General features: G+C 63.4%; 20 protein-coding genes. 9 read left to right on the top strand and 11 right to left on the bottom strand.

What is annotated here, in order from left to right; translation table 11 throughout:
• The first annotated feature begins 176 nt into the window (after window positions 1-176).
• The 5 genes from OKA05_RS07920 to OKA05_RS07900 all read left to right on the top strand — a co-directional run bounded on the left by OKA05_RS07920 (window position 177) and on the right by OKA05_RS07900 (window position 4,730).
• Window positions 177-1,103 (top strand): diacylglycerol/lipid kinase family protein, encoded by a 927-nt coding sequence (locus tag OKA05_RS07920; RefSeq protein ID WP_264486585.1) that lies wholly within the window; start codon window positions 177-179, stop codon window positions 1,101-1,103.
• Window positions 1,100-1,906, top strand: coding sequence for a metallophosphoesterase family protein (locus tag OKA05_RS07915; RefSeq protein ID WP_264486584.1), 807 nt, complete (start codon window positions 1,100-1,102; stop codon window positions 1,904-1,906). Before OKA05_RS07920 ends, OKA05_RS07915 begins: the two co-directional genes overlap by 4 nt.
• Window positions 1,907-2,033: 127 nt before the next feature.
• Window positions 2,034-2,507, top strand: a complete 474-nt coding sequence (locus tag OKA05_RS07910; RefSeq protein WP_264486583.1) for a hypothetical protein — start codon at window positions 2,034-2,036, stop codon at window positions 2,505-2,507.
• A gap of 74 nt (window positions 2,508-2,581) precedes the next feature.
• Window positions 2,582-3,745, top strand: coding sequence for a hypothetical protein (locus OKA05_RS07905; protein WP_264486582.1), 1,164 nt, complete (start codon window positions 2,582-2,584; stop codon window positions 3,743-3,745).
• Window positions 3,746-3,773: 28 nt separating this feature from the next.
• Window positions 3,774-4,730, top strand: coding sequence for a family 43 glycosylhydrolase (locus OKA05_RS07900; RefSeq protein WP_264486581.1), 957 nt, complete (start codon window positions 3,774-3,776; stop codon window positions 4,728-4,730).
• Between the two features lie 9 nt (window positions 4,731-4,739).
• Here the strand turns inward: OKA05_RS07900 and OKA05_RS07895 are convergent, their stop codons facing one another.
• Genes OKA05_RS07895 through OKA05_RS07885 form a run of 3 tightly spaced genes read right to left on the bottom strand, consistent with a single transcriptional unit; the run spans window position 4,740 to window position 7,822 of the window.
• The gene (locus OKA05_RS07895) at window positions 4,740-5,318 is read right to left on the bottom strand and encodes a thioredoxin family protein (protein WP_264486580.1); all 579 of its coding nucleotides are present in this window, start codon (window positions 5,316-5,318) and stop codon (window positions 4,740-4,742) included.
• The gene (locus tag OKA05_RS07890) at window positions 5,315-5,899 is read right to left on the bottom strand and encodes a thioredoxin domain-containing protein (RefSeq protein WP_264486579.1); all 585 of its coding nucleotides are present in this window, start codon (window positions 5,897-5,899) and stop codon (window positions 5,315-5,317) included. Before OKA05_RS07890 ends, OKA05_RS07895 begins: the two co-directional genes overlap by 4 nt.
• Window positions 5,900-5,935: 36 nt before the next feature.
• A complete protein-coding gene (locus OKA05_RS07885; RefSeq protein WP_264486578.1) occupies window positions 5,936-7,822 on the bottom strand; it encodes an alpha-amylase family glycosyl hydrolase in 1,887 nt (628 codons plus the stop codon).
• A 129-nt stretch (window positions 7,823-7,951) separates the two neighbouring features.
• Between OKA05_RS07885 and OKA05_RS07880 the strand changes: the two genes are divergently transcribed.
• Window positions 7,952-9,733, top strand: coding sequence for a S49 family peptidase (locus OKA05_RS07880; RefSeq protein WP_264486577.1), 1,782 nt, complete (start codon window positions 7,952-7,954; stop codon window positions 9,731-9,733).
• 63 nt (window positions 9,734-9,796) lie between these two features.
• Here OKA05_RS07880 and OKA05_RS07875 read toward each other — a convergent pair whose 3' ends face one another.
• From OKA05_RS07875 to OKA05_RS07845, 7 genes are all read right to left on the bottom strand, one after another.
• Window positions 9,797-10,951 carry a pyridoxal phosphate-dependent aminotransferase gene (locus OKA05_RS07875; protein ID WP_264486576.1) on the bottom strand — a complete coding sequence of 385 codons (1,155 nt, stop codon included), beginning with the start codon at window positions 10,949-10,951 and terminating at the stop codon, window positions 9,797-9,799.
• Window positions 10,952-11,008: 57 nt separating this feature from the next.
• Entirely contained in the window at window positions 11,009-12,388 is a 1,380-nt protein-coding gene (locus tag OKA05_RS07870; RefSeq protein WP_264486575.1) for an efflux transporter outer membrane subunit, read from the bottom strand.
• Between the two features lie 104 nt (window positions 12,389-12,492).
• Window positions 12,493-15,630, bottom strand: a complete 3,138-nt coding sequence (locus OKA05_RS07865; RefSeq protein WP_264486574.1) for an efflux RND transporter permease subunit — start codon at window positions 15,628-15,630, stop codon at window positions 12,493-12,495.
• 92 nt (window positions 15,631-15,722) lie between these two features.
• A complete protein-coding gene (locus OKA05_RS07860) occupies window positions 15,723-16,916 on the bottom strand; it encodes an efflux RND transporter periplasmic adaptor subunit (protein ID WP_264486573.1) in 1,194 nt (397 codons plus the stop codon).
• A 50-nt stretch (window positions 16,917-16,966) separates the two neighbouring features.
• Entirely contained in the window at window positions 16,967-17,725 is a 759-nt protein-coding gene (locus OKA05_RS07855; RefSeq protein WP_264486572.1) for an SDR family NAD(P)-dependent oxidoreductase, read from the bottom strand.
• Between the two features lie 65 nt (window positions 17,726-17,790).
• Complete coding sequence (locus OKA05_RS07850) at window positions 17,791-18,405, bottom strand: TetR/AcrR family transcriptional regulator (protein ID WP_264486571.1); 615 nt, start codon at window positions 18,403-18,405, stop codon at window positions 17,791-17,793.
• Window positions 18,406-18,481: 76 nt separating this feature from the next.
• A complete protein-coding gene (locus OKA05_RS07845; protein WP_264486570.1) occupies window positions 18,482-19,420 on the bottom strand; it encodes a thioredoxin family protein in 939 nt (312 codons plus the stop codon).
• Window positions 19,421-19,606: 186 nt separating this feature from the next.
• On the opposite strand from OKA05_RS07845, the gene ilvC reads away from it, so the two are divergent.
• The gene (gene ilvC / locus OKA05_RS07840; RefSeq protein ID WP_264486569.1) at window positions 19,607-20,653 is read left to right on the top strand and encodes a ketol-acid reductoisomerase; all 1,047 of its coding nucleotides are present in this window, start codon (window positions 19,607-19,609) and stop codon (window positions 20,651-20,653) included.
• 184 nt (window positions 20,654-20,837) lie between these two features.
• On the opposite strand, the gene OKA05_RS07835 is transcribed toward ilvC, so the two are convergent.
• Window positions 20,838-21,365, bottom strand: coding sequence for a hypothetical protein (locus OKA05_RS07835; RefSeq protein WP_264486568.1), 528 nt, complete (start codon window positions 21,363-21,365; stop codon window positions 20,838-20,840).
• 146 nt (window positions 21,366-21,511) lie between these two features.
• On the opposite strand from OKA05_RS07835, the gene OKA05_RS07830 reads away from it, so the two are divergent.
• Window positions 21,512-22,582 (top strand): SPFH domain-containing protein, encoded by a 1,071-nt coding sequence (locus OKA05_RS07830; protein WP_343226954.1) that lies wholly within the window; start codon window positions 21,512-21,514, stop codon window positions 22,580-22,582.
• Window positions 22,583-22,645: 63 nt separating this feature from the next.
• Entirely contained in the window at window positions 22,646-23,848 is a 1,203-nt protein-coding gene (locus OKA05_RS07825; protein ID WP_264486566.1) for a zinc ribbon domain-containing protein, read from the top strand.
• Window positions 23,849-23,932 lie beyond the last annotated feature (84 nt).

Here is a 23,932-nt window from a genome sequence, read left to right as displayed (position 1 = left end):
AATCCAAGGACCAGCCCACTCCAGCGGGCTCCGGCAAATTGCAATGTGCCACCTCTCAATCTCCCCCGTGGCATTTCGCACGACTAAATAACGATCGCGAACGCCCGCCCCCTTGCAGGCCGGTCGATTGCGGTTGGAAGCAGCGAGGCACGGGGGCTGTTAGGAGGACCCATCGTATGTCCCCATCGCTTCTCCTCCTCAACCGCGGCTCCGGCGGAAACGAACGCGGCCTCGAAGCCGACGAAGTCTGCGCCACCGTCGCCGCGGCTTTTCGAGAAACCGGGCGCGACATCGAGTCGAAGATCGTTGAGCCGGGAAAAATCGACGCCGTCCTGCGCGAAGCGGTGAAGGCCGCGCCTGCCTCCGTGATCGTGGCAGGCGGCGATGGCACCGTCTCCGCGGCTGCGAATCACCTCGGCGGCACCGGCATCCCGCTCGGGATCGTGCCGATGGGCACCTTCAATCTTGCCGCTCGCGACCTCGGAGTGCCGCTGGACATCACGGAGGCTGCGGCTTTCCTCGCCAAAGCGGAAGTCCACGCGATCGACGTGCTCGATGCCGCCGGTCACGCCTGCCTGTGCACCACCATCCTCGGCTTCTACCCCGAGTTCGCGAAGACCTTCGAGCGCCGCGATCACGGCGGGCACTGGTGGAAGAAAACCTTCAAGCTCATCACCGCACTGCCCCGCACCTTCAGGGAGTCGCGACCGATTCACTTATCATGGCAGGGCGAGGGGCTCGATGGCCGGGCGCGCACTAAGTTCTCCGCCTTCGTCCCGGGTCGCTACCGCGCGACGGCCGGTCTGGTGCCGGCACGCACCGACTTCACCTCCGGCAATCTGACCGCCTACATCGGCCGCCAGCGCCACGCGACCGCAGCGTTCCGCGGCATGCTCGACTACATCTTCGGCCGCCAGGAGGAGAATCCGGAGCTGACCATGTTCCAAGCGCCTGCCCTCGAACTGCGCGCCGGCCGCCGCCAGCATCTGTCGGTCATGATCGATGGAGAGATCCTCCGCCTCCCCCTGCCCCTCAAACTCGCCATCCTTCCCAAGCACTTGCACGTGCTGACCACGGCGGAGAATCTCGCCCCCGCCCCATGACCCGCCTTCTTCACCTCTCGGATCCCCACTTCGGCGCGGCCGATGAGGCGACTGCCCGGGCATTCCTCGATTGTGCGGCGGATCTTGCCCCGGACTTCACGGTGCTCAGCGGGGATCTGACCATGCGGGCGCGGCGAGCCGAGCTCCAGGCGGCGAAATCCTTCGTCGAACAACTCCCCCACCCGCGGTTCGTGATTCCAGGCAACCACGACATTCCCGCCTTCAACCAACTCTTCGACCGCGTCTTCCGGCCCTTCCGGCGTTATCGCGAGACCTTCGGACGAGACCTCGAGCCATCGCTGCGATCCGGCGCGGTCGAGATCGTCGGGCTGAACAGCAGCCGCGGCATTGGCTTCCACTTGGATTGGTCGAAGGGACGGCTTTCTCCGCAGCAGCTTGACCAAGCCGCCCCGCGGTTTGGAAAATCTTCACCCGGACTCCGCGTCCTCACGCTGCATCACCCGCTGCTCGCCCCGCCGGACCACCGCCGCGACGTGGTGAAGCCGCTGCCGCCCTTGCTGTCCCTGCTCGCGGCAGCGCGCGTCGATCTGGTCCTCTGCGGCCACTTCCACCAGTCCCGCATAGGCGTGATCGGTCAGGACGCGACGTGGAGCACAATCGTGTCCCAGGCACCGACCGTCTGCTCCACCCGCCTGCAAGGGGAACCACCGGGCTTTCACGTGATTCACCACGACGGCGACTCGCTGCGTGTCGTCCTCCATCGCTTCAATGAAAACCGCTTCGTCGAAAGCGGCAGCCTCGAACTGTATCGGGACCAAAGCGGGTGGCACGCCGGCTTGTGATGGCAATCCGCCATTCGGAAATTGCAGCATGCGCCTCAAGGTTGCGAACCAGCAGTGGCAACCCATTGGAAACTGAGGAGAAACCCCTTCATGACATTCGGCATGAGACATGCAAAGGTCTGTGCCCATGTACGAGCTGAGACTGCCAACTCAAGCGCCCTTCGTTACCCTCCAGACCGCGCTCACCCGCACCTTGGACGCGGCGGTCGCCTATGGCCACGCTGCACGACTTTCCGAATCGCGGCTTCTTGCCCGGGTCTGCCAGAACCTCACCAGGGAGCGGACGGAGCATGCGGACCGCATCGCCGCGATCATCGACGCCCAAGGTGACATTCCTGACTTCGGCGTCAGCGGCGAGGCCGGATTCCAGCAACTCTGGATGACCCTGGTGAGCCGGCGTTTTCCGACCTTCAGCGAAGGTCTTCCACGCGAGTGCGAACGTTGTGACCGTAGGGTCGAGCGCGTGCTTGTCCGGCTGGTCGATGAAGGTGCCCCCTACGCTTATGCCCTTGGGGAAATTCTCCGGGATGTCCGCAGCGGACTGGCGCGACTGCACGAACTTCGCGAGCCACAGGGAGCTCTTCCGGCGCTCAGCCGCTAAAGATCCCCGGGGTTTCTTCCAAGATATCGGAACGCTTGCCCGTTCCGCCTGCTGGAAAAAATCCCCGCAGGCACATGAGCAACCCCGACCCGCAGCCGGACGCACCGGCCATCTCCGCTCCTTCCAAGTTGAAACAACGCCTCGCCCGTATGGGGGCCGGGGCGTTTTTCGTCTCCTTGGTGGTCCACGTGTGCTTCATCGCGCTGGCGATCTTCGCTTTCTACACCGTGGTCACGCCACCGGTGGAGGTGGCACCGGATTTCCGGGGTACGGGCGGCGGGGGTGGCGGCGATGGCGGGCACCGCATCCAGCAGCAGGCCCGCGCCCAGCAGAAGATATCTTCAGCGCTCTCCCGCCCGATCGTCAGCACCTCGGTATCGAGCATCATCCTGCCAAATGCCGATGCCACCCCGATGTCAGCATCACTGCCGGATCTTAACGCAGGAGCAGGCTCCGGCGGGGGCAGTGGTGGAGGAAGCGGTGGCGGGAATGGGACCGGGATCGGCAGTGGCAGCGGCCCTGGCTTCGGCACCGGCAAGGGCTTCGGCCAAGGCGGCAACGTCACTTTCTTCAATCAAACCACCAAGGGCAAACGCATCGCCTACTTGATCGACTATTCGCTCTCCATGCAGGAGGGCAAGCGCATCGAACTTCTGCGCGCGGAGCTGAAGCGGAGCGTCGCCGCGCTCAACTACGAAATGGAATACCAGATCTTCTTTTTCGCCGGCCCTACTTGGCTCGCGGGTGACAAGGTGGACATGAAGGAAAACAGGCGCGAAGCGGTCGTCCATGCCGGTGGCCGCCACTACAAGTGGGCGATCGCCAAGGACCGCACCGTGTGGGAATCGAAGGAACCGAAAGGCCGGCAGCGCGATGTCCGCTGGTTCAAGGCGGATCCCGCCAGGATCCAGGCTTCCTTGGAAGCCATCGATCAAAGTCCCCGGCAATACGGCACTTCATGGGAAGGGCCGCTCGATATGGCGCTGAAGCTCCACCCCGCCCCCGATCTGATTTTCTTCATGACCGACGGCGTCTCCGGCAAGGAGTCATTGAGTATCGCCCAAGCCATGGGTGACCGCGCGAAGACCGCCAAGACCATCATCAACTCGATCTCCATGATGGAACCGGGCGCGGTGGGCCCCATGAAGGAACTCGCCCGGCGCAGCGGCGGGAAATTCTCCGTCATCGAAAAGGACGGTACGGTCAGGGAGGAGACGCTGGACCCGGTCAGCGAATGAACGGCTGGATTTCCGGCCGGCGGGCAAGATGATCACGGCCGCCCCGGTAGTCCCCGTCATGCGCCTTTACCTCGCCCTGATTCTCCTCGCACCCCCGCTCGCCGCGAATCCAGTGATGGATGGCGCGGACCCGCACGCCTCGGTGGTCGGGAAAACCTACTGGCTCTACCCCACCGAGGCGAGTAGCCGGGATCCCGTCTTCGCCGCCTACCGCTCCACCGACCTGCGCTCATGGAAGCGCGAGGGCGTCATCCTGGAACTCGACAAGGTCCCGTGGGTCAAAGCCGATGGCGCTCCGTGGCATGGCGCATGGGCCCCGGCGCTCGCGGAGAAGAAGGGCAAGTTCTACTTCTACTACTCGGTCGGCCCGCAAAACCCGACCCCAAGCCGCATCGGCGTGGCCGTGGGCAAGTCACCGTCCGGACCTTTCACCGACAGCGGCAAGCCACTGCTCACCGGTGGCGATGGCTTCGAGGCGATCGACCCGATGGTCTTCACCGATCCCTCCTTCGGCGGGAAATCCTGGTTCTACGCCGGTGGTAGCGCGGGCGCGAAGCTGCGGGTCTTCGAGATGGCGGACGACATGGTCAGCTTCAAGCGCGAGGTGAATGTCGAGCAGCCGCAGCATTTCACCGAAGGCGCCTTCATGCATCTCCGGGGGAAGATTTACTACCTCAGCTATAGCGACGGGAAGTGGAACGACAGCAGCTACTCCGTCCACTATGCCACCGCGCCATCGCCGACTGGGCCGTGGAGCTACCGGGGAAAGATCTTGGGAAGCGACGACAAGCACCAGGGACCCGGGCATCATTCGTTCGTCGAAAATCCGGCGACCAAGGAGTGGTTCATCATTTACCACCGCTGGGAAACCACCCGCAAAGATCCACCCTTCCGCGGCGGCCGCAAGATCGCGGTCGAAAAGGTCGAATACGACAACAAGGGCCTGATCCAGCCGATCAAGATGACCGACGGCCGGGCACGCTGAATCAATCCCTCAGCGGCGCTCGATGCCGGGTGGCAGCCAGTCCTTCTTCATGGGCTGGATCGCCGGTTCGGCGGGCGCGGCCGGGGCCTGCGGGTCAGCGGCCGGCTTCTCCGCCTTCGCCACCTGCAGGTCCTCGCTGTGCTTCTGAAACAAGGCCCGGAGCTTGTCGGCACTGACTCCACCGACGAAGCGGTCCACTTCCTTGCCGTCGCGGAAGAGCCGGACATCCGGGATGCCACTGACGCCCTCCCGCTGCGCGATCTGCTGGGCGTGGTCGACGTTGACCTTTCCGATGCTCACTTTCCCCGGAAACTCTCCCGCGACCTGCTCCAGCACCGGCCCCAACACCTTGCAGGGTCCGCACCAGTCGGCGTGGAAATCCACGACCATCAGGTGACCGGGCGTGGCGATGAATCCGTCGTACTCCGCAGCATCGAGATCCTGAACCGCGGGCATCGACGCGGCTGAAGCCGCGCTCGCCGCCGGCTTGGAGGCAGCGGGCTTGGCCTTGGCAAGCAGGTCCTTCGCCTTCTCGCACGCGGGAACGGCCAGCAGCACCAGCAGTGAAGTCGCAAGATGGAGTCTCATGGTTTTCTCGATGGCGGGGCAGGTTCGGCCGGTTGGACCTTGAGAACCTCCTGCCCTTGGTTGCGTTGCATGCCGGGCACATCCGGCAGCCAATCTTTTCCGATCCGCTGGACCAGACCCGCCAAGAGACGGTCGATGGTTTTCTCGACCACCACGGGATCGGTCTGGCCGACGAGTTGTTCGAGCTTCTTCCCGTTTGCGTGAAAATCAAGTTGGCCGGCGAATTCTTCCTTCTTCACCCCTTGGCTCGCGGCGAGTTCAGGCTCCTCGTTCACATTGAGTTCCGTCATCACCACCCGCTCCCCGTATTTGTCCTTCTTCAGCTTTTCGAGGACCTCTTGGAGCTTCTTCGAGTCCGGATTTCCCTCCACCACCATATTGATGACCGTCAGTTGGTTCGGAGAGGCTTGGATCTGCGCGAAGTTCTCCTTGTTCACCTGGCCGGATTTCTTCGCTGCCTTTCCGAGTCCTTTCCACCAGCCGTTGGGCATTGCGAAATATAGGCCGGCCGCCGCAGCGGCTCCGATCAGGCCCAGGGTGAAGATCCGGCGGATCCAATTGGCTTTTTCTTGGGAGGTCACCCCCGGGGAAATACCCGGAAAGTTAAGAAAAGTGAACTACTTTGCCTCAGCGGTCTCCAGGATTCGTTGCAGCAGCAGGGCGGCATTGGCTCCGATGGGCACCTTCACCCGCCCCTCCGCGCCGACCGTGGCTTGGGAAGTCGGGCTACTCCCACACACCGGTGTGACGCTCAATTGGGTGCCCGCGGGGAAGCCCCCTGCCGGTAGTTCCGGCGACCGCCCATCGGTAGCGGCATTGAACACCACCATCACCCGCTCTCCGCCTTTTTCGCGGCAAAAGGCAAACACGCCATCGTCCTCGCCGCTCTGCGGGCTATCCACCCACAGCGGCACGAACGATCCGTCGCGCAGCACCGGCAACTCCCGCCGCAGTTCCGCCGCACGCGAAATCGCTTGGAAGGAAGGAGCCTCCTTCAGTGAGTCCAGCAGCGGCGCAGCCTCGCGCCGGAACAGCGTCAGCCGGCCCGACTCCGTGTCCTGCCCGACCTTTCCCCGAGTGTCGTGCAGGGCGACCTCGGCACCGTAGTAGACACACGGAATCCCCGGCAAAGTCAGCACCAGCACCTGCGCCAGGTCATGGCGCTCCGCCGTCACCCCCGCCACGCGGAAGCGATTCAATCCGTCGTGGTTTTCGATGAAGGTGATCGATTTCTCCCGCGCATTCTTCCCGTCCGGTCCCGGGTTGGGATTGTAGAACGGGCGGCCGCCATCATCGCCGCCCCGGAGTGCCTTCATCGCGCGCTCCAGATTTCCCGCGTTACCATGCTCCCCACCCTCGCGCCGCAGGTAGTCGCGCGCCGCGAAGCAGAATTGGAAATCCAGCACCGAGTCGAGACACGGCTCTTTTCGCTTCGGCCAATCGCTACGCCACGTGTAGCCGCCGAGCTTCTTCGGATCGCCGTCATAGACTTCGCCGAAGAGCAGCTTGTCCTTCGCCTTCCCTCCCAGCCGCTTCCGCAGCCGTTCGGTGAAGGCATCCCAAAACTCGTGGTGCACATGCTTCACCGTGTCGATGCGCAGCCCGTCGATCCCCACGTCCAGCAGGTAGAACGCGTAGATCTCCACGAACTCGTCCACCAACTGCTCGAAGTGCGCGCTTCCCGGTTTCGTCCACAGGTCACGCAGTGAAAAGAAGTCGCACTCGACTTCCTCGCCATCCGACTTGCCCAAGCTCTCCGAAGAGAAGCCTTTCCGCCCGTAGCTCGGCAGCTCGGCCAGCACGCCTTTCGTCGCGATCCGCTTTCCTAGCAGCTCGCGCGGCCCGTCCGGTTGGGTCTTCTTCAAGTTCCACTTCGCGGTGTCCGCCCATGCCGCGCCCGGGTGAAAGCCGTCGCGTTTGAAAGGCTGCACCCATTCCTCCTTGGTCTGGTCATCGAAAACGCCGTCCCCATCCACATCGTAGAAAAACACCGGCCCCGCGTGGTTCAGCACCACATCCTGCACCACCTTCAGGCCCTTCGCGTGGGCCAACGCCACGAAGTCGCGGTAGTGCCGCATCCGCCCCTCGGCATTTTCCGGATACGTCTCGCCCTTCATCGAGACTGCGCTGGTCAGGTGCGGGTCGATATCGAGGAAGTCCTGGGTCCAGTAGCCGTGGTAGCCGGTCTTCCAGCCGCCGAGGTCGTAGCCGGAGCGCCAGACGTTTTTCACCGGCGGCGTGATCCACAACGCCGTCACGCCGAGTTCCGTGAAATAGCCGCTCTCGATCGCCAGCTCGAGGCCGCGCAGGTCGCCGCCGTGATACATGCCGATATTCTTCTGCAGCGGATCATGAAGCAGCGGATCGCTGCCCGCCGGCGTGTTGTTCGCCGGATCGCCGTCGTGGAAGCGGTCGGTCATGACGAAATACATCACATCGTCCGTCCACGGCCGGGCGTGGGCGGAGGCGAGGCAGAATAGGAGGGCGGCAAGGCAGCGTCGCATGGGTTTCCTCCTAGATGTCCCGGCGGGCGATTCCGTTGAGTGGGAAATGCCCGCATTGACCGGGAGCCGAAAGAACGCACAAATCCGGTGTAACCTGCCGCTTCCCCGGTGCGAAGTTCCGTTGTGATCATGAAAACCACCACTGCCCTGAGTCTCCTCGCCGCGCTGCCGCTCGCCGCGGCCGAAGAAAAACCGGTCGTCGCCATCTACGACCTCGAAGGCGCGATTTCGGAATCCGGCCGCCCGGAAGCCTCGCTCCTTGGCGGGCTGGGCATGGAGGCCACCCGCCCGCTCACCCTTTTCGACCTGACCCGCAGCCTGAAAAAGGCCGCCGCGGATCCCAACGTGAAGGCCGTGGTGGTGGATACCGACGATGCCGAACTCGGGCTTTCGCAGCTCCAGGAACTCCACCGCCGGCTCCAGGCCGTGCGCGCCGCCGGCAAGGACGTCTGGCTCTACACCGACTCGCTCGGCAATGGCACCGCCCTGCTCGGCTCCGCCGCGAACCACTTCACCCTCATGCCCGAGGGCGATGTCTCGCTCAGCGGCCTCTATTCCGAGTCGATGTATTTCAAGGGCCTGCTCGACAAGGCCGGGGTCGTCGCCGACGTGATCCACATCGGTGACTTCAAGAGCTTCGGCGAGGAATTCTACCGCACCGGCCCGAGCGACTTCGCGAAGCAACAGCAGGAAGAATTGATCGGCGGGATCTTCGACCAGCTCATCGCGGGGATCTCCGAAGGCCGCAAGGTGCCGGCGGAAAAGATCCGCTCGCTGGTCGATCTCGGCACCTTCACCGCGCAACAAGCGAAGGAAGCCGGGCTCGTGGACGAGCTAAAGCACCGCACCGACTTCGCCGCCGCGGTCAAGGCCGCCTATGAGGGCGCCAAGTTCGACCGCGAATACGCGCTGCCCGACCTGGATGGACCGGAGATCAGCGGCATGTTCGATATCTTCAAGCTCATGTTCGAGAGCGACAAGTCGAAGGCCGGCAAGACCGACTACATCGCGGTGGTTCCCTTCGAAGGAGAGATTTCCAACGAGTCCATCGCCCCGATCCGCACCCAGATCCTCAAGCTGCTCCATGACGACCACGCGAAGGCGCTGGTGCTGCGCGTCGATTCGCCCGGCGGCTCGGCCCTCGCCAGCGAGGTCCTGTGGGAAGCCACCGACGAGTGGAAGGCCAGCGGCCGGCCCTTTGTCGTCTCGATGGGTGGCGTCGCGGCCAGCGGCGGCTACTATATCTCTAGTGGTGCCGACCGCATCTTCGCGGAAGAAGGCACCATCACCGGGTCGATCGGCGTGGTCGGCATGAAGCTCGTGCTCGGCGGCGCGATGGAGAAGCTCGGCATTACCACCCACGCCACCCAGCGCGGCAAGAACGCCGGCGCGCAGTCGATGTTCCATCCCTTCACCGAAGAAGAGGCCAAGCTTGTCCGTGACTCGATGGTCCAGGTCTATGGCACCTTCAAGAAGCGCATCGAAGCCGGTCGTGGCACCCGCTTGAAGGGCGAGCTCGAAGGCATGGCAGGCGGCCGAGTTTTCACCGGCAAGCGTGCCTTGGAACTCGGCCTCGTCGATGAACTCGGCGGCCTCGGTGAAGCGATCGCCTTTGCCTCCGGCAAATGCGGCGTGGATGCAGATGCGATCAAGCTGGTGCCCGAGCCGAAGAGCCCGCTCGAAGGCCTCTTCGCTCCGCCGGAAAAGCCAACCGGTGATGAGATCGTGAAGATGGGCCGCTCGATCTCGCCGGTTGCGGAAGCCGTCACCGCCGCCCTCGGCGATGCGAAGCTCGCCGCACTTCCGAAGCCGGCCCGCGAAGCCGTCAGCCGCGTGCTCGAGCGTATCGAAAGCTGCTCCGACAGCGCGATCCAGCTCATCGGCCCGGAAGTTTCCATTCCGCTGAAGTAACGGGCACCTTCCGTCGTTGATCTTATCGGCCTTCGGTTCCTGCGACCGGAGGCCGATTGCGTTTCACCGCTCGCGCAAGCGGAGCAACTTCTCCCCTGCCGCGCGCAAGATCCCCTCGCTCTTGGCGAAGTGGAAGCGGATGAAGTCGTTCACCGGCTCGCGGAAGAAACTCGATCCCGCAACCCCAGCCACACCGATTTTCTTGATCAGCCAATCGGAGGCCTCGGTGTCGGTCGCGAAGCCGAGCGAGGAAATGTCGAGCATCACGTAGTACGCGCCCTGCAGCTCGGTGAAGGGTAAGCCGAGTTCCTTCAAGTAGCCGAGGAACACATCGCGCTTCGCAGTGTAGAGATCGAGCAAGCCAGCGTAGTAGCTGTCCGGCAGTTCGAGTCCCGCAACGGCCGCTTCTTGCAAAGGGGCAGCCGCACCCACCGTGAGGAAGTCATGCACCTTCCGCGCCTGCGCGATCACCTCCGGCGCGGCATGGACATAACCCAAGCGCCAGCCGGTGATCGAGTACGTCTTCGATAGCGAATTGCAGGTGATCACCCGCTCCGCCGCACCCGGCAAGGCCGCGGCATAGACGTGCTCATGCGGCGCAAAGACGATGTGCTCATACGGCTCATCCATGATCACGAAGGCATCGTGCTCCTCCGCGAGTTGCAGGATGAATAGCAGCTCGTCGCGCGTGAAGACCTTGCCGGTCGGATTGGAAGGGTTGCAGACAACAATCGCCTTCGGCTTTTGTTCGAACGCCTTGGTCAGTTCGTCCCGGTCAAACCCGAAGTCCGGTGGATGCAGCGCGACATAAATCGGCTCCGCTCCCGACAGGATCGCATCGGCCGCGTAGTTCTCGTAGAAGGGCGAGAAGACGATCACCTTGTCGCCCGGATTGCAGGCGGTCATCATGGCGACCATCATCGCCTCGGTGCTGCCACAGGTGACGACGAGATGCCGATCGGGATCGACTTCCAATCCGGTGAAGCGCGAGATCTTTCGCGCCAGGGCATCCCGGAAGCGAGGAGCACCCCAGGTCACCGCATACTGGTGATGCGGCCCGCGTGCGGCCCTTTCCAGCGCGCCTAATAGCTCTTCCGGCGGATCGAAATCCGGAAAGCCCTGCGCGAGATTGATCGCGCCGTGCTGGTTGGCGAGGCGGGTGGTGCCGCGGATCACCGATTCGGTGAAGGCGGCCAGTCGGATGGCGGTGGCGGGCATGAGGTTCCGCGCAGACTCGACCCCACCGCCACGGCGGGGTCGAGCCGAAAGAACGGCTCACCAACCCCCACCGAGCGCCTTGTAAAGGCCGACCGCATTGGTGAGGCGGGCGAGGCGGAGCCGGATGAGGATCTGGCGCGCCGCGTAGAGATCCTGGTGGGCATCGAGCACCTCGAAATAGCTGTCCACGCCCTGCTGGTAACGCGCATCGGCGAGGTCGAAGCGCTTCTGCTGGGCAGCCACGAGACCTTCGTAGGCGGCGACCTGGCCGTTGAGGCCGGAGCGTGCGGCAAGGCCATCCGACACTTCGCGGAAAGCGTTCTGGATCGACTTCTCATACTGCGCGATGCCGATCTGCTTCCGGACCTCGGCCACTTCGAGGTTCGCCTTGTTGTAGCCGCCGTCGAAAATCGGCACGCTGATCTGTGGCGCGAACGCCCACGCGGAACTGCCACTTTGGAACAAGTCGCCGAGGCTCCCGCTCGCCGTGCCAGCCGCGCCGGTCAGCGTGATGCGTGGGAAGAAGGCCGCACGGGCCGCGCCGATGTTCGCGTTCGCTGCGCGGAGCTGGTGCTCCGCTTCAAGGATGTCGGGACGGCGTGTCAGCAGGTTCGAAGGAACACCGGCATGCAGGTCGGAGACGAGTGCTTGGTCCAAGCTACGGCCTTCAGGAAGATTCGAGGGCAACGAAGTGCCAAGCAGGAAGGCGAGCGCGTTGTGCGTCTCCGCAAGCTGCTGGCGATACGCCGCGAGGTTCGCCTCGGCGGTCTTCACCTGGATCTCCACTGAGCGGGCATCCAGCTCGGACACGTCGCCCGCTTCGAGACGTTGCCGGGTCAGGTCGTAGGTCTTGCTCACCGACGCGAGCGTTTGTTCGGAAAGTGCGATCTCTTCTAACAGCGCGCGTTCATTCAGGTAGCGCGCGGCGACTTCGGAGACGAGCGAGATCTGCGCGCCGAGCCGTGCGGCATCGCTGGCGAAGTAATCTTGAAGGGCGGCGTGGTTCAGGCTGCGAACGCGGCCGAAGAGATCGAGTTCGTAGGCCGTGACTCCCACTGAGACGTCGTAGTTCCGGGACTCGACCGCCGTCCCCCCGGAGACGGTCGAGCCCGGTGTCCGCCGTCGTGAGCCGGTGGCGGACAAATCGACGGATGGAAAGAGCGCACTACGAGAGATGCCGTACTGAGCACGGGCCTGCTCGACATTGAGCGTGGCCACGCGCAGGTCGCGGTTGTTCTCGAGCGCGATGCCGACGAGCTTCTTCAAGCGCGGATCGGTGAAGAACGAGCGCCAGTCGAGCGTGGCGGAAGCGCTGCCAGCGCCGTTGCCGGAGAAACTGACAGGCACGACCTCGACGCCCGGCTTGTCCAGCGCGGGTTCGAATGAGCAGGAGGTGAGGAACGCTGCGGAGAGCAGCAGAAGACGGGAAGTTTTCATGAAATGCTTTTCTTCTTCGTAGCGGAAGGGCTGCGCCCTTCCGGCTGGGTTAGGTTGGACTCAAGTCATCGTTCCGATTGTTAGGGCGGCTCCCCCCATGGTCCTCATGCGTCCTTCTTCGCGCCGATCTTCGCGAGCACGACATAGAACACCGGCGTGAGCAGCAGGCCGAAGACGGTCACACCGATCATCCCGGAGAATACCGCGACACCCATCGCGTGGCGCATCTCCGCACCGGCACCGGTCGCGGCGACGAGCGGATACACACCGGCGATAAAGGCGATCGAGGTCATCAGGATTGGCCGCAAGCGCAACCGCGCGGCTTCCACCGCGGATTCGACCACGCTCTTCCCTTGCTCGCGCAAATGCACGGCGAACTCGACGATCAGGATCGCATTCTTCGCCGCCAAACCAATCAACACGATCAGGCCGATCTGGGTGAAGATGTTGTTGTCACCATCGGTCCACCACACGCCGACCATCGCGGACAACAGCGCCATCGGCACGATCAGCAGCACCGCGAAGGGCAGTCGGAAGCTTTCGTACTGCGCGGCTAGTACCAGGAACACCAGCAGGATACACAGCGGGAAAATGTAGATGCCGGTATTGCCCGCAATGATCTTCTGATAGGTCAGGTCGGTCCAATCGAGCGCCATGCCCTTCGGCAAGGTTTCGGCGGCCACCTTTTCCATCAGCGCCTCCGCCTGTCCGGAGCTGAAGCCGAGGGCCGGTCCGCCGGTCAGGTCCGCCGCAGGAAAGCCGTTGTATCGCATGGCGCGGTCGGTGCCGTAGGTTTCCTTTACGTTGACGACGGAGCTGAGCGGGACCATCTGGCCCTTGTCGTTGCGGGTGCGCAGCTTGGCGATGTCATCGGCGTCACTCCGGAACTCGGCGTCGGCCTGGGCCACGACCTGATAGGTGCGTCCGAAGCGGTTGAAGTCGTTCACGTAGAGCGAGCCAAGATTCACCTGCATCGCCTCGAAGATATTCCCCAGCGGAATCCCCTGCTGCTTGGCCTTGAACCGATCCACATCGGCCTGGAGCTGCGGCGTATTCACCGTGAAGCCGGAGAACATGCCTTCAAGACCGGGCGTCGCATTGGCCTTCGCGACCAATGCCTGGGTCGCGGCGTAGAGCTCATCATAGCCCGCGCCGCTGCGGTCCTCGATGTAGAGCTTGAAGCCACCCGTGGTGCCGAGGCCATTGACCGGCGGCGGCGGGAAGACGGCAACGAAGGCGCCCTGGATATTCGCGAACTCAGCCTGGAGCTGGGCGGCGATCTCTTTCCCCGAGAGGCCGGGGCCCTTGCGCTCGTCGAAGGACTTGAGGCCGACGAAGGCGATTCCGGAGTTCGGGCTGTTGGTGAAGCCGTTGATCGAAAGGCCTGGGAAGGCAATCGAGTCCTGGACGCCGGGATGCTTCAGCATGATCTCGCCCATCTTCCGCACGATCTCATCGGTGCGCTCCAGTGAGGCTCCTTCAGGTAGCTGGGCGAAGGCGACCAGGTACTGCTTGTCCTGCGCCGGCACGAACCCGGACGGCACCTTCTTGAACATGCTCCAGGTCATGAAGACCAGACCGGCATAAACCACCAGCGCGATGGCACCGCGGCGGACCAGCCGTTGGACGGAACTCGCATACTTGTTAGACGACCACTCGAAGAAGCGGTTGAAGGGGCGGAAGATCCATCCGAAGGCACCGTCCATGATCCGCGTCAGGCGATCCTTCGGCGCATGGTGGTCGCGCAGCAGCAAGGCGCTGAGTGCCGGGGAAAGCGTGAGCGAATTGAACGCCGAGATGACGGTGGAGATCGCGATGGTGATGGCGAACTGCTTGTAGAACTGGCCGCTCAGGCCGGTGATGAACGCGGTGGGAATGAACACCGCGGACAGCACCAGCGCCGTCGCGATGATCGGCCCCGTCACCTCTCGCATCGCTCGTTTCGTCGCCTCCAACGGTGAGTACCCGAGCGCGATGTTCCGCTCCACGTTTTCCACCACGACGATCGCGTCATCGACGACAATGCCGATGGCAAGCACCAGCCCGAAGAGCGAGAGCGCATTGATCGAGAACCCGAGTGCAAGCATCACCGCGAAGGTGCCGACCAGCGAGACCGGCACCGCGACTAGCGGGATGATCGAGGCCCGCCAGGTCTGGAGGAAGAGGATCACCACCAGCACCACCAGGACGATTGCCTCTAACAGAGTGTGCACCACCGCCTTGATCGAGTGGCGGACAAAGACGGTGGGGTCATAAGCGATCTTGTAGTCGAGCCCGTCGGGGAAGTCGGCCTTCAGCTCTTCCATCTTGGCGCGCACGGCGTTCGACAGCGCGATCGAATTCGAACCGGGAAGCTGGAAGATCGGGATGGCGACGGCGGTTTGGTTGCTGAGCAACGAGCGCAACGCGTATTCGGATGCGCCGAGCTCAATGCGTGCGACGTCTTTCAAAAGCGTGCGTTCGCCATGCGCGCCGACCTTCAGCACGATATCGCCGAACTCCTCCTCCGATACCAAGCGACCCTTGGTATTGACGAGCAGCTCGGTGTCGGAGGCTTGCGGAGTCGGTTGCTGTCCGACCGCTCCGGAAGCGACCTGCACGTTCTGCTCTCGTATGGCATTCACCACGTCCCCCGCTGTCATGCCGCGCGCCGCGATCTTGTTCGGATCGAGCCAGACGCGCATCGCATAGTCGCCGGAGCCGAAGAGCTGCACCTGGCCGACGCCGGGCAAGCGGGCGATCACATCGCGCACCTGCAGCGTGGCGTAGTTGCGGACGTAGATGTCATCGTAGCGGCCATCGGGCGACAGCAGGTGCACCACCATCGTGAGGTCCGGCGAGCTCTTGATCGTGGTCACGCCGAGGCGGCGCACTTCCTCCGGCAGCTTGGGCAGCGCCTGCGCGACGCGGTTCTGCACCTGCACCTGTGCAAGGTCGGGATCGGTGCCGAGCTTGAAGGTGACCGTGAGGGTCATGACCCCGTCGCTGGTCGCCTGCGAATACATGTAGATGGAGTTTTCCACTCCATTGATCGCTTGCTCGAGCGGCGTGGATACGGTCTCCGCAATGGTCTGCGGATTCGCACCGGGATACGAGGCGCGCACCACCACCGTGGGCGGAATGACCTCGGGATATTCGCTGACGGGTAGCTTCCACAGCGCGATCGCGCCGACGAGGAAGATGACGATGGATAGCACGCCGGCAAAGATCGGGCGCTTGATGAAGAAATCGGAGAAGTTCATGGCAGGAGGGGACGCGAGAAAAAGGGACGCGGCTTCCCACACGGACCGGAGCACTTGCTCCGGTCCGCGGGATAGTTGTTAGATCGGGCGCTTCAGTTCACTGCGACCGCGGGATCGACGATCATGCCGGCGGTGACGCGCTGCAGGCCATTCACGATGACCCGATCGCCGGGCTCGATGCCCTCGCGGATCACGCGCTTGCCTTCCAGCACCGGGCCGAGCTTCACCGTGCGGTAGGCGACAGTGTTGTCTGCGGTCACGGTGAGCACAAATTTCTGACTCTGGTTCGTGCCGATCGAGCGCTCGCTCACCAGCAAGGCCGGCGCCGGAGCACTGACCGGCAGGCGGACGCGAGCGTAGAGGCCGGGGACCAACGACTCGTCTTCATTCGGGAAGATCATGCGATAGACCAACGTGCCGGTGGCGGGGTCGACGCGATTGTCGGCGGACTCGATGAAGCCCTTGTGCGGGTAATCCTTCTGATCGCCGACCTGCATTTCCACCATGAGCTTGCCCTCGCCCATCTTCTTTTCGCGACGCAGGCGATCGAAGGTCAGCGCGGTGTTCTCATCGACGTCGGCGTAAACGAAGACGTCACCGGTGGAGACCACGGTGCCCAGCAGGTTCTCGCTGGAAACGAGGTTCCCGGCGGTGACCAGCGCGCGGCTGATTTTGCCGCGGATCGGCGAGCGGACTTCCGTGTGCTCGAGATCGAGCTTCGCGGTCGCCAGGCTGGCCTCTGCGGCGGCGACGTCGGTGCGGGCCTCCGCAAGGCGGGAGTTGCGCGTGTCCGACTCCTCCACCGAGACGGCGCGGGCGGCGAGCAGGTTGCCGGTGCGCTTCGCCTCGCTCTCCGCGATCCCCAGGCGGACCTTGGCGCGCTCGACGGCGGCCGCGGCAAGGTCCACTTGGGCGCGATAATGGCGGGGATCGATCACGAACAGGATGTCGCCCTTTTCCACCACGCTGCCGGCGTTAAAACGGACGTCATCGATGGGGCCCGGGACCCGGGGACGAATCTCGACGGTTTCCCGCGCATCGACGCGGCCGATCAGCTCGCGGTGCTCGGCGAGCGTCTGTTGCTCGACCGTCGCGACGGTGACTTTCGCCGGGGCCATCGCGGGAGCCTCTTGCTTCGTCTCGGCCGCAAGGGCTGAGGGCGCATAGTGGATTCCCGCAGCGACCGCGCCGATGCCTACGAGCATCAGCGCCAGGCGGGTGTGGAAGCGTGACCGGGGCTCAGGCACCTCGGAAATCGCGATTTCATCACGATCAGGAACATTCATAAAGATAGGTAGTTGACTGATTGGTAAAGATTTGGGCCAAAAAAGCGGGCTCATGCCCGGTATCCGCCCGCGATTTGAAAAGTCTGTCCGGTAATCCATGACGAATCGGCGGACGCCAAAAAGACAGCGGCGGTCGCAATATCCTGCGGCTGGCCGATGCGGCCGAGCGGAGTGACGGCTTCGACCTGTTTCTGCAAGTCGCTGCCGGAGATGCCCGACGCGTGGGTGCCTTCGGTTTCCACCATCCCCGGATTGATGGCATTCACGCGGATGCCGCGCGGGCCGAGTTCGGCGGCGAGCGAACGGGTGATCGCATCCACGGCTCCCTTGGTCGCGCTATAGACCGCGGCTCCAGGGAAGGCACCGGTGGAAACCACCGAGCTGATATTGATCACGTTGCCGCCGCTTTCCGGGAACAGCGCGACCGCTTCCTTGGTGGCGAGCAGCAGGCCGAGCACGTTCAGGTCGAAGTGCCAGTGGAAGTGCGCGGCATCGATTTGTTCGAGCGGGGCGAATTGATAGACGCCGGCGTTGTTGACGAGGATGTCGACGGTGCTGAATTGCTGCTTCACCTCGCCGAAGAAGCGCGAGACGTCTTCCTGCTTGGAAAGGTCACCGTGCAGCGCGACGGCTTTTCCGCCCGCGGCCTGGATTTCAGCGGCGACCTTTTCTCCAGCCTCACGGCTGGAGGCGTAGTTCACCACGACAGACGCACCTTCGGCGGCGAGGTGCTTGGCGATGGAGGCTCCGATGCCCTTGGAGGCTCCGGTGACAATGGCGACTTTTCCTGCGAGTTTGTTCGTGCTCATGGCTTTGGGAGTTAGCGATTTATAGTTGACCAATTAGTAAACAATCTAGGCAAAAAAGGGAAAGTTTAGCCCAGACGGGCTTCAGCGGTCGCGCCGAGCAGGTCCATGACGGAATCCTGCATCAGGCGGAGCGGTTCGAGGTCATTGGCAATGCGTGCTTGGGCGAGGCTGCCCTCGTAAAGGGCATAGACCGATTTGGCTTTCACCAGAGGATCGCCGGGAGCGATCAGCCCGTCGGCCTGGGCATCGCGGATGGCTGATTCCAAGTAGCGAACCAACCGGCAAAGCGTTTCCTGAACCTTGGCGCGGATCGGTTCGTTTTGCGTGCAGATCTCGGAACCCAATGAGAAACAAGGACATCCAAGGATCTGACCGTATTCCTTCTGGATCTCTTCCTGACAATCGACGCAGGACTGGAACATAAGGCGGATCCGCTCCAGCGGCGGATTCGAAACCGAGAACATCCCGTCGAACTTCGGCTTGATCTCCGTCTGCCACTCCTCTTCGAGCGCCGCGACGGCCAGTTCGGCCTTGGATTCGAAGAAGTAGTAGAAGCTACCCTTCTTGACCCCGGCCTTTTCGCAGATGGCGTCAATCGTCACGACCCCGTAGCTATTCTCCCAGATCAGATCGAGAGCAGCATCGAGCAGTCGTTGCTTGGCGTCACTTTTGCGTCCCACGCCGGAAGTGATAGTTGACCGTTTGGTAAACAACAAGCGGAAATTTTATCTCGCCCGCGTTTTTCTCCACCATCGCTCACTCGCCTTTCGACGGCAAAGCTTCCGCAGGCAGGCCCGCCTTCAGCCGCTCCAGCAGGCTGCGGAAGTTCTGAAGCTCCACCGTGCGCGTGCCGTCGGGCTCGTCGGCGATCGCCCGGTTCAGCACCACAATCGCCTCATCAAACTTCTCCGCGTAAGCGAATGAGGCGGCGTGATGCCCATAGACCTGCTGGCGGAGTTCGCCGGTGATCTTCGGATCGGCGAGCGCGGCTTCGGCGGCCTTGATCTCTCCATCCAGATTCTTAGACTGACGGCTTTCCCCGAGCTTCGCCATGAAGTCCGCGAAGCGCCCCTCGGCCGCCTGATTCTTGGCAAAGCCGGTCTCGTCATTCGGGTCGGCTTTCTTGATCTGCTCCGCGACCTGCGGGTAGTTCACGGCAACGATCGGCGGATCGAGCTGCAAGCCTTCCAACGCGGCGATCAAGAGCTTCGCCTTTTCCACGCCCTCCTTCTTATCGGCCTCGGCGAAGGCCTTGTCCCGCGCGGTGCGCTTCGCCAGCAGCTCGTCGAGATGGGGCAGGTATTTCCCCGGTCCGCCCTCCTGATACGCGGTGGCGGCGAAGGGCCGGCCTTCCCCATCGCAGAGCAAAATCGTTGGGTAGCCCTTGATCGGGTAGCGCTTCAAGAGCTCCGCGTTCTGTTTGCCGACAGCCTCGGTGACCCGCGACTTGTCCTTCGGGTAATCGAGCTCCACGAAGATGAACTTGTCCTTCGCCCCGGCTTCGAACTCCGGTTGATCGAAGACCTCCTGCCTCAGCTTGATGCACCACGCGCACCAATCGGAGCCGGTGAAATCAATGAGCACGGCCTTCTCGGAAGCCTTGGCCTCCTTCAGCGCGGCGTCGAAGTCACTGGTCCACGTGGCGGCGGATAGAGGCAGCAGCAAACAGGCAAAGATGGAAAGGATGCGGGTCACGGGGCCTGTCATGCCGATCCATCCACCCGGCTCCAAGAGACCTGTGACGAACCCCGCGAATCCCGGGATCAATCGCGCCGCTTCCTTCCGCGCACCGCGCGCTTGACCCCTGAGCGTCAAGTCTCCAGCTTGTTCGCCCGCCGCGGCCAGGAGGCTCCGGCATTCACCACTAGACACCTCATCGCCATGGCCGCGAAGATCTACACGAACAAGGACGCGTCGCTCGCTCCGCTTAAGAAGAAGACCCTGGCCGTCATCGGCTTCGGTTCCCAGGGCCACGCCCATGCCCTCAACCTCAAGGACAGCGGCTGCAAGGTCGTCATCGGCCTCTACAAGAAGTCCAAGTCCCGCGAAGTCGCCAAGAAGCTCGGCTTCGAAGTGATGGACACCGCCGAGGCCGTGAAGGCCGCCGACGTGATCTTCGTCGCCGTCCCGGACACCGTCATCCCCGGCGTTTACGAGAAGGACATCGCGCCGAACCTCACCGCGGGAAAGACCATCCTCTTCTCGCACGGCTTCGCCGTCCTCTTCGGTGGCCTCAAGCTGCCAAAGGACATCGACGTCATCCTCGTCGCGCCGAAGGGCCCGGGCCACACCGTCCGCTCCCAGTTCGTCGCCGGCAAGGGCGTCCCCGGCCTGATCGCCATCCATCAAGATGCTTCCGGCAAGGCCAAGGACAAGGCCCTCGCCTGGGCCCGTGGCGTCGGCTGCACCCGCGCCGGTGTCTTTGAAACCAACTTCCGCGAGGAAACCGTGACCGACCTCTTCGGCGAGCAGTGCGTCCTTTGCGGCGGCGCTTCCGCCCTCGTGAAGGCGGGCTTCGAAGTCCTCGTCGAAGCCGGCTACCAGCCGGAGATGGCCTACTTCGAGTGCCTCCATGAGCTGAAGCTCATCGTCGACCTGATGAATGAGCAGGGCCTCGCCGGCATGCGCTTCTCGGTCTCCGAAACCGCCGAGTGGGGCGATGTCTCCGTCGGACCGAAGATCATCGACGCCTCCGTCAAGAAGCGGATGCAGAAGCAGCTCAAGGACATCGAATCCGGCAAGTTCGCCAAGGATTGGATCCAAGAGTACAAGGACGGCTATCCACGCTTCAACAAGATCCGCAAGGAGGAAGCCAATCACCCGATCGAGAAGACCGGTGAAAAGCTCCGCGCCACCATGAGCTGGCTGAAGGCCAAGAAGCTCAAGAAGGGCGCCACCCAGGCCAGCCTGATCTCGTCCTCGAACTAATCGGGACGCAAACGTTTCCAAAGAGCCCGGTTTCCGCGAGGGAACCGGGCTTTTTCATTCTTCAGCACTAACGGTGCGCGATCCCTCAGCCCCGCCCAACGGGCGGGGTCGCCGAACCGACGTCCACGGCGGCCTGTAGGGCCGCGATATGGATCCCGGATCCGCGTCCAACATTAGCTTCAGCTCAGGGAGCGGCCAGCCTCAGCGGCTTCACCTCGCGGATCTTCCGGTCCTTGCCGATCAGGACCAAGGAGGGCGCTCCCGTAGCATCGACCGTCGTGCCCGCGAGAGTCAGCTGCCCACCGACAATCTCGAAGGTCGCGCCACCGAACCGGCAGCGGCTGCCGCCGGGAATGGAATCGTACTCGAACGTGCGATTCCCCACTCCGGAACTGCCGCCGCCTCCGCCACCGGAGGACTTCGTCCCGAGGGTAAGCGAGCCGGACGAAGAGGTGCCGGAAAACGGGAGGTCTTCGAAGACCAGGCGCAAGTGCCCGACATCGGTCACGCCGTAATTTCCAACCGACCAGGTATGGCGCGGACTGGTGATGTCGCTCCCCCGGATGCTGAGAGTTGATTTCAGCGGAAGCGTCTCCAAGTCCTCCAGGAGCCGGGCGGATCGCCAAGTCTGGTACTTGGGCGCGAGGAAAGCGATCACGCCAGCCAGCACGAACAACAGGGAACAAAGAATCAGCTTGGTGGAATCCTTCATGCCAAGTCTGGGAGTTGTTCTATCACGATCGGCAAACTTGCAGAAACCTGCGGCCCGCGCCGTTACGAAAATCGTCTCCGATTTCTCATTGATGGCCCGCGCGGGGCCATTCAGCGTGCAGGGGTCAATTTACCCCTTCCACGCATATGGGACTCATGGACTTCATCAAAGGCGAGCTGCTCGAGATCATCGAGTGGCAGGACGACTCACGGGACACCATCGCCTGGCGCTACCCGGATGACGACAAGGCGATCAAGAACGGCGCCCAGCTTATTGTTAGGGAAAGCCAGGTCGCCCAGTTCCTCTATCTCGGCCAGTTCGGCGACACCTTCGGCCCCGGCAAGCACACGCTGACCACCGACAACATCCCGGTGCTGACCCGCATCAAGGGCTGGAAGTACGGCTTCCAGTCGCCCTTCAAGGCCGACGTCTATTTCGTCAACACCCGCCTCTTCACCGGCAACAAGTGGGGCACCGCCAATCCCATCATGCTGCGCGATGCCGACCTCGGCGTCGTCCGCGCCCGCGCCTACGGCACCTATGACTTCAGGGTGGTGAATGTGCAGACCTTCCTGAAGGAGGTCGCCGGCTCCGACCACGACTTCCGCGTGGATGAATTCGCCGACACGATGCGCTCGCGCATCGTCAGCATCTTCTCCGACGCGCTGGCGAATGCCCACGTCCCGGTCTTCGACGTGGCGACCCGCTACACCGAGCTCGGCGATGCGCTGATGCCGCTGATCAACCCGGTTATCTCCGCGAAGTACGGCATCGAGGTCGCCTCGTTCGTCGTCGAAAACGTCAGCGTTCCGCCGGAAGTCGAGGAGGCGATCGACAAGCGCTCCGCGATGTCCGCCATCGGCAATCTCAACGATTACGTGAAATACCAGATGGCGCAGGGCATGGCGGCCGGTGGTGGCGGGGGCGCGGCCGGCACCGCCAGCGAACTGGCGGTCGGTTTCGCCGTCGCCAAGGAACTCATGCAACAAGGCGGGCTCACCGGTGGCGCACCGCCGCCGCTGCCCGGTGCGGCTCCCGCTGCCGCCGCCGCTCCGGCAAATCCCGACGTGCTCGATCCCGCCACCGTCGCCCGCATGCTCGGCGTGTCCGAGGCCGACGTGATGGCCGAGATCGAGTCCGGCGCCTTGGTCGCGAAGAAGATCGGCTCCAGCTACCGCGTCACCCGCACCGCGCTCGATACCTTCCTCGCCCACTAACCTCCCATAGCTGGGGCATCGTGCCCCAGTCCGTTGCGGGGGCGTCTCGCCCCCGCCACCGCCATGGAGCCCACCGACTCACCGGAGCTGCCGGAGGAAGACAGCCTGCCGATCGAGCTGCCAAAGAAGCGCATGCCGCCCCCGCTGCCCGACCGGCGCGGGGTCGCGGCGGAGGTGCGTTCGCTCGAACGACACGTCTGCCCGGAATGTGGCGGCAAGGGAGAGTGGGATCCCGGCAAGAAAGAGCTCGTCTGCCCTTATTGCGGCACCCATTTCCCGAATATCGGCCCGCCGCCGATGGCCGGAGCGATCGTCGAGCATGACCTCGATGAAGCCATTGCGCGCCTCGGCGACAAGGCCATCAACGTGGACACCGCCACCCGCCGCGTGCAGTGCAACAACTGCCACGCCGTTCTCGTCCGCAGCGCCGAAACCGTCGCCCAGCACTGCGACTTCTGCGGCTCGCCCGAACTGCTCGACTACAAGGACATCCACAGCCCCATCCTGCCGGAGTCGCTGCTGCCCGCCGCGATTTCGAAAGAGAAGGCTTACCATGCGCTCAAGGCCTTCCTGGCCGCGCGCTGGTTCGCCCCGAACGACCTCAAGCGTCGCAACCTGATCGACCGCATCAACCGGGTCTATCTGCCCTACTGGACCTTCGACTCCAATGCCGAGTGCCCGTGGACCGCGGAGAGCGGCACCTACTACTACGTCACCGTCCAGAGCCGCGATTCCGAAGGCCGCACCGTGACCCGCCAGGAGCGCCGCACCAAATGGCGACCGGCAAGCGGCCACGTTTCCACGTGGTTCGACGACATCGTCATCTCTGGCTCGCGCGGACTCGATACCGAGCTCCTCCAGAAGCTGGAGCCGTTTCCTACGAAGGATCTCGTGCCTTACGAGACCCGCTACGTCTCCGGCTGGCAGGTCGAGCACTACCAGGTCCCGCTGCTGGATGGCGCCCGCCTCGGCTTCGGCACCATGGAAGGCATCCTGCGGGAAATGTGCGGCCGCGAGGTGCCCGGTGACACCTATCGGAATCTCCAGATCTACCCCGAGTTTTCCGACAAGACCTTCAAGCACATCCTCGTCCCCATCTGGCTGCTCGCCTACCAGTATCGCGGCAAGACCTGGCAGGGAGCGGTCAACGCCGTCACCGGCACCGCCCACGCCCGCTTCCCGCTAAGCGCGTGGAAGATCGCGTTCGTGACCTTGCTTGCGATCGCCGTCATCGCGCTGATCGCGTTCCTGGCCAACTCGAGGTAGCGGAACGACTTCGTCGTTCCGGCGGGGTACCGACCGCACCACAAATCAAAGCGCGATCCAGCTCCCAACTCCGCCCCGCCGGAA

This window comes from Luteolibacter arcticus (genome assembly GCF_025950235.1).
Classification (GTDB): Bacteria; Verrucomicrobiota; Verrucomicrobiia; order Verrucomicrobiales; family Akkermansiaceae; genus Haloferula; species Haloferula arctica.
This window is presented reverse-complemented; position numbering and strand designations above follow the sequence as displayed.